We start from the raw sequence: 12,755 nt of genomic DNA, 5'->3' as shown, positions 1-12,755 counted from the left end.
GAAGGCGAGGAGCTTTACGCATGCCAAAGATGCGGCGAATGATTCTGCTGCTGCTGGTCGCCTCTGCGACCGCAGCGGCCGTTCTCGTGCTCGGAACCATCCTGGCGGGCCAGGGCATATCGGTGCTCGAGTTGGGGATCCTCGCGCTGTTCGGCCTCCTCTTCGCTTGGATCACCACGGCGTTCTGGCTGTCGCTGGCCGGCTTCGTGCTCCACATCCTGGGCCGACCGGGGCATCGCCTGGCAGACCGTCCGGTCGCTCCGTCCACAAGCGAAAAACACGAGGCATCGCGGATCGCCCTGGTGATGCCGATCTATAACGAAGACCCGCAACGGGTCGTCGCTGGGCTGCAGGCGACACTCACCTCGCTGCTCCGCGCCGGGCATGGCGATCGCTTCGAACTGTTCATTCTCTCCGACAGCACTGACCCCGAAATCTGGCTCGCCGAAGAGCTTGCCTGGAGCCGGCTGAGCCGGGAGTTCGCCGGCAGGCTGCCCGTCTTCTACCGCCACCGGCCAAAGAACCTGGCGCGCAAGAGCGGCAACATCGCCGAGTTCTGCCAGTCCTGGGGCTATCGCTACGACTATATGGTGGTGCTGGACGCCGACAGCGTCATGTCCGGCCACTGCCTCGTCAGTCTCGTGCGGCGCATGGACGCCAACCCGAAGGTGGGACTGATACAGGTGCCGCCGACCCCGGTCCTTCGAGAGTCGTTTTTCGCCCGCAGCCAGCAGTTCGCGGCCAGCGTTTTCGGCCCCATCTATGCGACGGGACTGAGCTTCTGGTTTCAGGACAGCGCCAATTACTGGGGCCACAACGCGATCATCCGCGTGGCGCCCTTCATGGCGCACTGCGGCCTGCCGACGCTGCCCGGCAGGGAGCCCTTCGGCGGCGAGATCCTCAGCCACGACTTTGTCGAGGCGGCGCTGCTGAGGCGCGCCGGCTGGGAGGTCTGGCTGGCCGACGATCTCTCCGGCAGCTTCGAGGAACCGCCGCCGACCCTCATCGACCACGCCAAACGCGACCGCCGCTGGTGCCAGGGCAACCTTCAGCATCTGCGTGTTCTCTTCGCCGAGGGGCTGCGCCCACTCAGCCGGCTGCACCTCGCCATGGGGATCATGGCCTACCTCTCCTCGGTCTTCTGGTTCCTTCTGCTGGTCCTGTCGGGCCTGGAGGCCCTGCGCCAGGCGCAGACCGAACACAGCTACTTCATGGAGGGCGACCTCTTCCCCAACTGGCCGGTCTCCTATGCTTTCGAAGCCGCGACCCTTCTGGTGATCACCCTTTCGATCCTCTATCTGCCGAAGATCTTCGGGTACCTGACCCTGTTTCTCGACCGGCGGCGACTAATCGCGCACGGCGGCGGCGTCAGGGCCGGGCTCAGCCTGTTGCTGGAGAGCCTGACCTCAATTCTGCTGGCGCCCATCCTGATGCTGTTTCAGTTGGGCTTCGTCGTTTCGATTCTGGCTGGCCGCTCGGTTCGTTGGGCCGCACAGAAGCGCGACGACGGGGAAACGTCCTGGGCCGAAGCCGGGGCGGTGCATCTCAGCCACACCCTTGTCGCTGCCATCGCCGGCTGGGCCAGCTGGCACTACCTGCCCGACTTCTTTCCCTGGCTGACGCCGGTCCTCGCCGGTCCGCTGCTGGCGATCCCGCTGTCACGGCTGACCAGCCGGGTCGATCTGGGCCGCACCTTCAGGCGCTGGGGACTGTTTCTCACCCCTTGCGAGAGCGATCCTCCGGCCGTGCTTGAAGACCTCAGCCAACGCCTGGCTGCCATGGAACGAGACGGTCAGCCAGCGCCACGCGGCGGCACACTCTTCGAGAAAGCGATCGCCGATCCCTTCGTGAACGCGCTGCACCTGACCCTTCTGGCACGGGAAAGCCGCACCAAGAGCGAGCGGCTGCGCCTGGATGCGCTGATCGCCAAGCTGCAGGAACAGGGAGTCGACAGCCTGACAAGAGGGCAGCGCAGCGACCTGCTCTCGGACCCGGCCAGCATGACCGCCCTGCACGCCCTCGCCTGGCAGAGCAGCGAGGAGGGCCCGCTGTCCCTGGGTCAGAACGCGGCCGCCGGCAAGAGAGCCTGACCGTCCGGGCCGGACCGCTCCGGCCGGCGGCCTCTGCGGCCTGGTTCAGGTCTTACGGAAGATGAAGGCCGCCAGGGCGCCGGCTGCCGCGGCCAGCACAATCGCCAGCAGGCCATAGAAGGCCGAGTAGCCGTGAGCGAAGTAAAAGACGTCTGCGCCCAGGCCGGCCTTGCTGACGATCAAGGGGGTGGTCTGGGCGTGCTCGACCCTGCCGTCGCGCAGCATGAAGACCTCGACGTCATAAAACCCCGTCGGCACGTTTGCGGGAAAGAACAGGCGGGTCCGAAAGAGCTGTCCGCCGAGAAAGTTGATCCGCTCGTCGCTTGAGGCAAAAAGGCCTTCCCGCTGCTTGTTGCGGATCAGACCGGCGCGGAACTCCGCAAGTTCGAAATCGGAGACCGTGTCCTCGATCGGCCGCAACCGCAGGAAGTTGGCCCCCATGCCGTGACGGGCCCGAATGGTGTCGCTGGCGATCTCGTCCAGGGGTGCGGAGCTTCGCACGGCGAAGAAACTCGGCACCCGGCGGAAGACGACCCTTTGGTCATTCACCCAGATCCCGGCAAAGCGCGCCTTGCGCCACACGGCCGTATCCTCCTCCGGCCCGCGCACCACGACCACCACGTCGCTGTCCGGCTCCACGGTGCCGAAGAGCAGCACCTGGGTCCCGGTAAAGCCGGTGGTGATCTGGATCTGATGCTCTGAGAGGTCGGCGATCAGGGGATTCTGCGCTGCGCTCGGCATGGCCAGAGCGAAGAAAGCAAGGGTCAGGAGCACGCGCTTCAGCTTCATCTCACAGCTCCCCCTGTCAGAGTTCGCCCGGCGCGCCGAGGATGAAGACATCGCTCGGCGTCGCCACCAGATCGTAGGCGAGCTTGCCGCAAACGGCCAGCACCAGCAGCGCCAGCAGGACCCGCAGCTGTTCCCCCCGCAGCCGGGTGCCGACCCGGGTGCCGATCTGCGCCCCGATGACGCCCCCGGTCAGCAGGATCAGGGCCAGGATGGCATCGACGGTCTGATTCTCGGTCGCCTGGAGGAAGGTGACGGTGCCGGTCACGAAGATGATCTGGAACAACGAGGTTCCGACCACCACGGAGGTCGGCATGCCCAGCAGATAGATCATGGCGGGGACCATGATGAAGCCGCCACCGACACCCATGATGGCTGCCAGCACACCGACCACGAAGCCGATCAGGATCGGCAGCAGCGCCGAGATATAGAGCTTGGACTTGCGGAACCGCATCTTGAGCGGCAGGCCGTGCATCCAGTGGTGCTGGTGCAGCTTGCGGCGCACGTCGACCTGGCGGCGGCGCCGAAAGAGGGCGCGGCTGCTTTCGACGAACATCAGCGTTCCCACCACGCCGAGCAGCACGACGTAGCAGAGCGAGATCACCAGATCCAGCTGGCCGAGGCCGCGCAGCAGTGTGAACAGCCAGACGCCGAACACCGACCCCAGGGTGCCGCCGAAGAGCAGCACGCCGCCCATGCGGAAGTCCACGTTGCCCCGGCGCCAGTGCGCCAGCACGCCGGACACCGAGGCGGCCATGATCTGGTTGGCTTCGGTGGCGACGGCGACCGCCGGGGGTACGCCGATGAAGATCAGCAGCGGGGTCATCAGAAACCCGCCGCCGACACCGAAAAGACCGGAGAGAAAGCCGACTGCCCCGCCCATGCCCAACAGCAAAAAGACATTCACAGAAATCTCTGCGATGGGCAGATAAATATTCATCAAATCGGCTTTCTAGAGGCCCCTTTCCTGGGACCGGCCCAAGATGGATCAGCTTATATTCCGTCGATGGTGCATCGCAACGAAATCGTTTCGAAATGCCACCGGGAGATCTCCGGAACCCCGATTTCCGGCACTCCAAATCCGGGTCCACGCTTCCCGGCCCCTGTTTCGAAGCCCCTCCCCCTCAGGCGCGGCTCTCTCCGTAGTAAAGTGTGACCACGTGTTTGGCCTCGGCGAAAAAGAGCCAGCGCTCGACGGCCAGCCCGGCCGCCAGCAGCAGGGCCGCCACGACCGCCGCCGCCACCGCAAAGGGGCCGGACACCAGAAGGCCGAGAAGCACCAGCACCGAAGGGGCGGCGAGGCCGCCAAAGAGCACGAACCGCCTCAAACGCTCGGCGTGTCGGCGGGCAACCCGGAATCCCATTTCCTGCATCAGGTAGTTGCTCTCGCTGTGCGGTGCCTCCAGCAGTTGGACCCGGCCAAGCTCGCCGAGCCCGGTCGCCGACTCCGCCGTGCTGGCGCCTTGTGTGTCCAACAACGAGCGCCAGTAGACGTGCTTCACCAGAAGCGCGAGCATAAAGAACAGCAGCACGATCCCCGCGAAGGGGCCTGCCAAGGGAAGTCCCCAGAAGCCCAGCATGACCAGCAGCAGCAGCCCGCCGGAGAGCGCGGCCATGACAAGGTAGGCCGGCAGGGTCCAGGGCGAATGCCAGGCCCGGATGGTTTTCAGCGAAGCGTAGATCATGGCCGTGCAGACGACCGTGGCCACGCAGCTCAGTGCGGTGATCACCCCGATGACGGCGAAGGCGCCGTCGTTGCGGCCCAGAACCACCCAGCCAAGGGCAAACAGGCCCGCCGGCAGAAAGGTGAAGACCGCCGCCACGCCTTCGCGCGACAACCACGACGACCGCCACTGGCTGAGGGCGCGCCAGGCCCGTTCGGGATGGCCGAGGTGGAAGGTCGACGACAGCAGGCCGAGGATCACCAGGCCAAACCCGAGGCCGAAGGCGATCAGGCCGAACACCCGGTCGGCCGGCAGCAGGCCAAGAGCCGCGAGCAGGCCGAGCCAGGCGATCAGGCCATAGCCTGCGCCAGACGCGGTGGTGAACAGGATAACCGACTTTGCCGGGTGCACGCGGGCCTTCTCCTCAGCTTTCGGTCGTCCGGTCCGCGCTCATCGGCTGAGCATCCGGTCGACCCAGCGGGCCAGCATCCCGGCCGACCCCGCCTCTGCGGCAGCAGGGGTCAGGGCGGTCACACCAGAGGGATCGGCGGCAGCCGCCTTCGGGCGCGGCGGCAGGTAGCGGTTGACCGGTGCGCAGCCCTGCTCCGGCATCAGGGCGTAACCCTCCCGGGCCGCGACCAGCAACGAGACCTCCGACTCCGGGTCGCCCAGGTCGCCGAAGTGGCGCGCCCCGGCGGGACAGGTGGACACGCAGGCCGGCACGCGGCTGCGCTCCGGCAGGTTCTCGTTGTAGATCTTGTCGACGCAGAGGGTGCACTTCTTCATCACCCCGGCGTCCTCGTCGTACTCGCGGGCTCCGTAGGGACAGGCCCAGGAACAGAGCTTGCAGCCGATGCAGGCCTCCGCATTGACCAGAACGATCCCATCCTCCTCGCGCTTGTAGGAGGCACCGGTGGGACAGACGGTCACGCAGGGGGCATCGTCGCAATGCAGGCAGGATTTCGGGAAGTGGACCGTGCGGCTGTCGCCGTCGTCCGCCACCACTTCGAAGCTGTGAATGCGGTTGAACCACACGCCGCTGGGGTCGGCGCCATAGGGATCGTGGTCGGTCAGCGGCGCAGAGTGGCCACCGGTGTTCCACTCCTTGCAGTTCACCGCACAGGCATGACAGCCGACGCAGATGTCCAGGTCGATGACGAGGCCCAGTTTCGTAGGGCCGGGGTTGCGGGGTAAGGAGGTCATTCGGCGACCTTCACCTGGTGGGCGGTGTCCGCGTCCGGCTCGGCCGCTTCCTGCCCGCGTTTCTGGTTGCCGTGACCGTCCGCAACTCCGGCGACCGTGCGGGCGATCTCGTGGCGATTGCCGAGCCACTCCATCGGCTCCAGGCGTGGCGCCGAGGGGCCGGGCGCCCCCGGCGGAGCTTCATTGAAATCCGCGCCGTAGCGCAGCACCGACGGCCGCTCGCCGGTCGGCGCCGGCGCCTGCACGGGCTCCAGGTAGGGTTCGGTCACCTCGGCCTCGTCCGGCGCACAGCGCTCCAGCCGGACGCGCAGATCGTACCAGGCCGCCTGGCCCGTCACGGGGTCCGAGTTGGAGTAGCGGTGACCGCCCTCGCGGGCCGGCAGCAGCTCAGAGATGATGTGGTTCAGAAGAAAGCCACGCTTGTTCTCCGGCGCATCGGCATCCAGCGCCCAGGCGCCACGGCGCTTCCCGATCGCATTCCAGGTCCAAACGGTCTCGGGATTGACTCCGTGCATCAGCTGCACCTGGCCTTTGACCCGCCCGTGATGGCTGATCACCCAGACCCAGTCGTCATTGGCGATGCCGTGACGCTCCGCCGTCTTGGGATGCACGAAGAGCCGGTTGCGGGCCGTGATCTGCCGCAGCCAGGCGTTCTGCGAGCCCCAGGAGTGATACATGTGCATGGGACGCTGGGTGATGGCGTGGAGGTCGTAGCCCTGACCCTCGACGGCGGCCTCCTCGAAGGGCGCGTACCAGTAGGGCAGAGGGTCGAAAAACTCCTCCACCCGGGCCCGTTCGCTTTCCGGCGGCTGAACCTTTCCGTGGCCGCGCGCCGCCAGGCGGAACTTCTGCAGGATCTCGCTGTAGAGCTGCATGGTGATGGGCTCTTCGGTCGGCAGCCAGCCCATCTGCTTGGCGTAGGTGATGTAGTTGCGATTGGAATGCTTGAAGTAAAGCTGCGTGGGGGCCAGACGATGGGTCCAGAAGCAGCCGTTCTCGATATAGCGCTGCAACTGGTCCGGATTGGGCGCGCCGACCCCGTTCTGCTCCCCGCCTGCGCCGCGCCAGCCGGCCAGCGGGCCGATGCCGGGCGAACGCTCGTGGTTGACGATGTAGTCGGGATAGCCACCGGGATACTTCGGGCTGCCGTCCTCTTCCGTGAGCCCGGGCAGTCCGAGGCGTCCGCCAAGATCGATCAGCACGTCCTGAAACGGCCGGACGTCCCGATCCGGCTTGCAGACCGGCTGGCGGATGGCATCGCCGGGACCGTGGGCCGAGCTGATCGGCCGGTCGAGCAGCGAGATGCAGTCCCAGCGCTCCAGATAGGTGGTGTCCGGCAGCACCAGGTCCGCATAGGGCACCATCTCCGAGTAATAGGCGTCGGAATAGATGATGCGCGGAATCCTGTAGTCGCCGGTCTCTGGATCCTTGTCGGTCAGATAGTCCAGCGTCCCGGTGACGTTCATGGAGGAGTTCCACCCCATGTTCGCCATGTACATCATCAGGACATCGACCGGATAGGGATCGCCCGCCCAGGCGTTGTGGATCACCATGTGCATCAGGCCGTGGGCGGCCAGGGGATGCTGCCAGCTGTAGGCCTTGTCGATGCGCAAGGGCTCGCCCGCATCGTCCACCAGCAGATCGTCGGGGCCGAGCGGAAAGCCCAGCGGCATGCCCGCGATGGGCCGCTCCGGCGCGACCGACTTGCCGGCGGGCAAGGGGCTCGGCGGGATCAGCTTCGGGAACGGGGCCTTGTAGCCGAAACCGCCGGGACAATCGATGGACCCCAGCAGAACCTGCAGCAGGTGGATGGCACGGCAGGTGTGAAAGCCGTTGGAGTGGGCCGAGATGCCGCGCATGGCATGCATGGAGACCGGGCGTCCCACCATGCGGTCGTGGTGACGCCCCGCCCAGTCGGTCCAGGGGATGTCGAGCACCACCTCTTTCTCGAAGGCCGCTTCCGCCAGCTCGGCGGCGATCCGTTTGATGGTGTCCGCCGGGATGCCTACGCGCTCCGCCACCGCCTCCGGCGCATAGGATGCGTCAAGATAGCGCTTCGCCAGCAACTCGAAGGAAGGGACGGCCGTCCGGCCGTCCGCCAGTGTATAGCGGCCCACGACAGCGGCCTTGGCAGCGATGTCGCTGGCCGGAACCGCCGCACCGCTGGCAGAGTCCCAGCACAGTGCGGCCCCTTCGGCGTTGCGGGCGAAGAGTCCGTCGTCCGCGCCGCCGGGATTGTCGACCACCAGCCAGGTCGCATTGGTGTAGCGCCCGAGAAAATCCCAATCGATCTTCTCCGCCTTCAGCAACTCGTGGATCAGCGCCATGACGAAGAGGCCGTCGGTGCCGGGCCTGAGGCCGATCCACTCGTCGGCGATCGCCGAATAGCCTGTCTTCACCGGATTGATGGAGACGAACTTCGCCTGACCCAGAGTCTTCATCCGGCCGAGCCCCGCCTTGATCGGGTTGGAATCATGATCCTCGGCAACGCCGAACAGCATGAAGTAGCGGGTGTGTTCCCAGTCCGGCTCGCCGAACTCCCAGAAGGACCCGCCGATGGTGTAGAGCCCCGCGGCGGCCATGTTGACCGAACAGAACCCGCCATGGGCCGCGAAGTTCGGTGTGCCGAATTGGGCCGCCCACCAGCCGGTCAGCGACTGGCTCTGGTCGCGCCCGGTAAAGAAGGCGAGCTTCTTCGGGTCGCGCCGGCGCACCGTGCCCAGCCAGTCGACCGCCAGCGCCAGCGCCTCTTCCCACTCGATTTCCTTGAACTCGCCGCTACCGCGCTCGCCCACGCGCAGCAGCGGTTTGCTGAGCCGCGCCGGCGAGTTGTGCTGCATGATGCCGGCGGACCCCTTGGCGCAGAGCACGCCTTTGTTGACGGGATGGTCGGCGTTGCCTTCCAGGTAGCGAACCTTGCCGTCTTTCAGATAGACGTTGATGCCACAGCGGCAGGCGCACATGTAGCAGGTGGTCTGCTTGACTTCATCGGCGACGGAGGGCGAGGTCTCGACGTGCTCCTTCGGTGTCTCGAACGGGCTGCTGACCATCAATCCTTCTCGTCTTTGCGAGCAATCGCCTCTGCGAACTGCCGCGCCGCTATGGGAGCCGCCTTGGAAACCGGCGGGGTTGCGCTCATCGGAATCGGACAAAAGTACGGCGTCTGCCACGGTGTAGCGGACCGCGGCGTCTTTGTGTCGCTCTTCGCTTCTAGCCCAGAAGCCACCGCAAGATAACAGGATTCCGGGGTTTTTTGGCCCTTGGCCCCATCGATTCTTCGTGCCTGGACTAGCTTTGGCTGGAGCGCCCGCCAGAGCCCTCGAAGTCACCATCCGCACATGATTGGGAGAGCGGTTGAAACCCTTTCGGGACCCGGCCCGTAGGTAGGGACAAAGCACAGCCGCCGGAGCAAGCGACGGCGCCATTCACAGAAGAAGGGATCTGATGATGAACGCAAGCACCCGGCGCAATCAAAGCCCCACCCGCACAGTGGTCTTTCGCCTCTTCGCTGCCGCAGCGGTGGTGACAGCCCTCGCCGCTCCTGCCGCACCCGCACTTGCCGCGGGCTGGAGCAGCAACGAAACGACCACCGCCGCCGATAAGGACTACGTCCAGGCGGAAAAGCACATCAAGTCAGGCGACTATCAGAGGGCGATCGCCCACCTGACCAAGGCCGCCGAGCGTCAGCCCAAAAACGCCGACATTTTCAACTACCTGGGCTACACCAACCGCAAGCTCGGCAACCTGGACGTGGCGCTGTCCCATTACCAGCGCGCCCTTTCCCTCGATCCCAAGCATCGCGGCGCTCACGAATATCTCGGCGAGCTCTACCTGACCACCGGCGAGATCGAGAAAGCGGAAGCACAACTCAGCAGGCTGGACTCGCTCTGCTTCTTCGGCTGCGACGAGTACCGGGAGCTGAAGGCCAAGATTGCAGAATACAAGAAGCGTCAGGCGGCGCTTCCGAATTCGGACCGCAGCGCGAACTGACGCGCTAAAGAGCTGAGGCGGGGGCCCGCCCCCTCGCCCTCAGGCGGGTGGTTGCCGTGCGCAGCAGAGCGGCGCCTGTGCCGGCAACCACCCACACGCCTCACTCAGATTCCAGTCCCGACTTCCTAAACCCAGCCGCCGTCGGCGACGTAGCTCTGATTGGTGAACGCCCCGGCATCCTCGGAAGCGAAGAACAGGATCGCCTTGGCGATGTCGTCCGGGTAAAGCTTGCGCTTCAGGCACTGGCTTTTCATCAGATCCACTTCCGCTTCCGGCGTCAGCCAGAGATCGATCTGGCGCTGTGTCATGATCCAGCCGGGCACTACGCAATTGACGCGGATGTTCTTGGGCCCGAGGTCGCGGGCCAGCGCCCGCGTCAGGCCCGCCACCGCCGATTTCGCGGTCGTGTAGCAGGGCATCCCCCCCTGCCCGATCATCCATGACACGGAGCCGACGTTGACGATGGCGCCGCCGCCGGCGGCCTCCATGTCCGGATAGACCGCCTGGGCGGCAAAGAACTGATGCTTCAGATTGACGGCGATGCGGTCGTCCCAGAACTCCGGCGTGACTTCGTCGATGTCGTGGCGCTGGTCGTTTGCGGCATTGTTGACCAGCACGGTGATCGGGCCCAGTGCCGCACGGATCTGGCCGATCGCCGCCCGCAGCGCCGCGATATCCCTGAGATCACAGGCGACGAACTCGGGCTTGTGGTGGCCTGCCGCTTCCATCCGGGTCACCAGCTCCCCCGCGCAGTCCGCGTCGATGTCGACGAAGCCGACCCGCGCGCCCTGTCGGCAGAAGTGTTCGACAATCGCCGCGCCGATGCCGCTCCCCCCGCCCGTGATGAACACGACACGGTCTTTCAGGCTGGGATAGATCGCTGGTGCTGACATCTTGCGGGATACCTCTGAAAGGGGAGCAGGCTTCGGTGGCGGCGCGGCCGGCGCGGTTCACAACGGGCCATTCACAACGGTCAGTGAAGGGCGGCCATGTCCTCTGGTCTCTCCTCGCCGGGGAGCTTGCCCAGAATGATCATGCCGAGAACCTCGTCCTTGGTGACGCTGGAGGTCTTGCGCGTCCCGACCAAACGGCCGTTCTTCATGACCGAGACGCGGTCGGAGAGATCGAAGACATCGTGCAGGTCGTGGCTGATGAGAAAGATGCCGATACCGTCTTTCTTCAGCTGCTGGATAAGGTCGGCGACCATGGCGGTCTCCTGCGGCCCCAGGGCCGCGGTCGGCTCGTCCATGATCAGGATCTTCGCGTTGAAGAGAATGGCGCGGGCGATGGCGACCGACTGGCGCTGACCGCCTGACATGTTCTTCACCGGGTCCTTGATGTTGGTGAAGTTCGGATTGAGGCGATGCAGCACGGCGCGCGCCTTGTGCTCCATGGCGTCGTCGTCGAGGGTGCCGAAGGCGGTCATCAACTCGCGTCCCAGGAAGAGATTGGCCGGGGCATCCAGATTGTCGGCCAGCGCCAGGGTCTGATAGATCGTCTCGATTCCATGGGTTCTGGCATCACGCGGCGTTTCGATGACCACCCGCTCGCCGTTGACAAAGATCTCACCGCTGTCGCAGGGATAGGCGCCGGCCAGCGTCTTGATGAGGGTCGACTTGCCGGCCCCGTTGTGGCCGAGCAGGCCAACCACCTCGCCGGGATAGAGATCGACCGAGACATCGTCGACCGCCTGAACGCCGCCGAAGCGCTTGCAGATATTGCGCATCTCCACCAGTGGCGTGGTCATGGCTCTCCCCTCCTACCGCCGGCCGCGGTTGTAGACGACGTCGAACCAGACGGCCGCCACCAGGACCAGGCCGATGACGATCTGGCGTACGGCGCTGGAGACGCCCAGCAACACCATGCCGTTGTCCAGACTCTGCATGATCACGGCCCCCAGAATGGCGCCCGGTATGGTTCCGATGCCCCCGGCCAGCGAAGTGCCGCCAATGACCGCGGCGGCGATCACGTTCAGCTCCGCCAGGGTGCCCATGGAGTTGGTTCCGGCATTGAGCCGCGCCGTGGTGATGACCGCGGCAACCGCGCAGAGGACACCCATGACCACGAAGATCATCACGGTCGTGCGCTTCACGTTGATGCCGGAGAGCGCCGCCGCCTCCGGATTCCCGCCCATGGCGAAGACGTAGCGGCCGAACTTGGTGAAGCGCGACAGGAAGGTCATGAGGATGACCACCGTCAGCATGATCAGCACGGGAACCGGGATGCCGCGGGGAATGTCGCTGCGCGGCTTGGTGTAGGCGTTCATTACCAGGACGAAACCGATGATCAGGAAGGACCAGACCGCGATCATGGCCAGCTCCGCCCAGAGTGGCTTCATCGGAAAGCCGTAACGGGCGCGCTTCGCCCGCGCCTTGAGGCTGAAGAAGGCGACTGCGGCCACCGCGACCAGACCCAGGGTCCAACTGGCCGTGGCGCCGATCGATCCGTCGATGCCGCCGCCGAGCAGCTGATAGGTCGGGTCGAGCGGGGCCACCGTGCGGCCGTCGGTGATCATGAAGGCGGCGCCGCGGAACATCAGCAGCCCGCCGAGCGTGACGACGAAGGCCGGAACGCCGCCGAAAGCGACCCAGGATCCCTGCCAGATCCCGACCAGAACGCCCAGGAACAGGCCCAGCAGGATGGTCAGCGGCCAGTTCCAGGCGGCGCCCAGGGGAAAGACCTCGACCTGCAGAAAGGCGATGCACATGCCCAGGAAGCCGAGCACCGAGCCGACAGAGAGATCGATGTGGCGGGCGACGATGACCAGGACCATGCCGGTTGCCATGACCCCCACCACCGAGCTTTGGACCGCAAGGTTGTAGAGGTTGCGGGGCGTCAGGAAGATGCCCCCCGTCATCAGATTGAGAATGACCCAGATCGCGATCAGCGCCCCCAGCATCGCCAGAAGGCGGGTGTCGAGCCCGGTGAGCCGCGAGAACTGCTCCATCGCCGACAGGCGGGGGGCGGTTCCCAGGGGCGCATTGACGTCAGCGTCGCTAGCCATTTGGTCTTCCAGTCAGCC

At 65.7% G+C, this 12,755-nt stretch carries 10 protein-coding genes; 2 read left to right on the top strand and 8 right to left on the bottom strand.

Annotated elements, in window-relative coordinates; all coding sequences use genetic code 11:
* Positions 1 to 20: 20 nt before the first annotated feature.
* Positions 21 to 2,090 (top strand): glucans biosynthesis glucosyltransferase MdoH, encoded by a 2,070-nt coding sequence (mdoH, locus tag ACO06P_RS00185; protein ID WP_420348002.1) that lies wholly within the window; start codon positions 21 to 23, stop codon positions 2,088 to 2,090.
* Between the two features lie 45 nt (positions 2,091 to 2,135).
* Here the strand turns inward: mdoH and ACO06P_RS00180 are convergent, their stop codons facing one another.
* The 5 genes from ACO06P_RS00180 to ACO06P_RS00160 form a co-directional block, all read right to left on the bottom strand.
* Positions 2,136 to 2,879: a TIGR02186 family protein gene (locus ACO06P_RS00180; protein WP_420348001.1), complete on the bottom strand. Its 744-nt coding sequence runs from the start codon at positions 2,877 to 2,879 to the stop codon at positions 2,136 to 2,138.
* Between the two features lie 16 nt (positions 2,880 to 2,895).
* Positions 2,896 to 3,816 (bottom strand): sulfite exporter TauE/SafE family protein, encoded by a 921-nt coding sequence (locus tag ACO06P_RS00175; RefSeq protein WP_420348000.1) that lies wholly within the window; start codon positions 3,814 to 3,816, stop codon positions 2,896 to 2,898.
* A 184-nt stretch (positions 3,817 to 4,000) separates the two neighbouring features.
* A complete protein-coding gene (locus ACO06P_RS00170; RefSeq protein WP_420347999.1) occupies positions 4,001 to 4,951 on the bottom strand; it encodes a dimethyl sulfoxide reductase anchor subunit family protein in 951 nt (316 codons plus the stop codon).
* Positions 4,952 to 4,990: 39 nt separating this feature from the next.
* Positions 4,991 to 5,743 carry a 4Fe-4S dicluster domain-containing protein gene (locus ACO06P_RS00165; RefSeq protein ID WP_420347998.1) on the bottom strand — a complete coding sequence of 251 codons (753 nt, stop codon included), beginning with the start codon at positions 5,741 to 5,743 and terminating at the stop codon, positions 4,991 to 4,993.
* A complete protein-coding gene (locus ACO06P_RS00160; protein ID WP_420347997.1) occupies positions 5,740 to 8,793 on the bottom strand; it encodes a molybdopterin oxidoreductase family protein in 3,054 nt (1,017 codons plus the stop codon). The genes ACO06P_RS00165 and ACO06P_RS00160 overlap by 4 nt, the downstream gene beginning before the upstream one ends.
* Positions 8,794 to 9,187: 394 nt before the next feature.
* Here ACO06P_RS00160 and ACO06P_RS00155 point away from each other — a divergent pair, with 394 nt between their 5' ends.
* Entirely contained in the window at positions 9,188 to 9,733 is a 546-nt protein-coding gene (locus ACO06P_RS00155) for a tetratricopeptide repeat protein (protein ID WP_420347996.1), read from the top strand.
* 125 nt (positions 9,734 to 9,858) lie between these two features.
* Here ACO06P_RS00155 and ACO06P_RS00150 read toward each other — a convergent pair whose 3' ends face one another.
* From ACO06P_RS00150 to ACO06P_RS00140, 3 genes are all read right to left on the bottom strand, one after another.
* On the bottom strand, positions 9,859 to 10,626 hold the full coding sequence (locus ACO06P_RS00150; RefSeq protein WP_420347995.1) for an SDR family NAD(P)-dependent oxidoreductase: 768 nt from the start codon (positions 10,624 to 10,626) through the stop codon (positions 9,859 to 9,861).
* Between the two features lie 80 nt (positions 10,627 to 10,706).
* Positions 10,707 to 11,480 (bottom strand): ATP-binding cassette domain-containing protein, encoded by a 774-nt coding sequence (locus tag ACO06P_RS00145; protein WP_420347994.1) that lies wholly within the window; start codon positions 11,478 to 11,480, stop codon positions 10,707 to 10,709.
* 12 nt (positions 11,481 to 11,492) lie between these two features.
* The gene (locus ACO06P_RS00140) at positions 11,493 to 12,737 is read right to left on the bottom strand and encodes a sugar ABC transporter permease (protein ID WP_420347993.1); all 1,245 of its coding nucleotides are present in this window, start codon (positions 12,735 to 12,737) and stop codon (positions 11,493 to 11,495) included.
* Positions 12,738 to 12,755 lie beyond the last annotated feature (18 nt).

Source organism: Pelagibius sp. (assembly GCF_965227505.1).
Classification (GTDB): Bacteria; Pseudomonadota; Alphaproteobacteria; order Kiloniellales; family Kiloniellaceae; genus Pelagibius.
The sequence above is the reverse complement of the archived record's forward strand: the minus strand, read 5'-3'. Positions and strand labels throughout refer to the sequence as shown.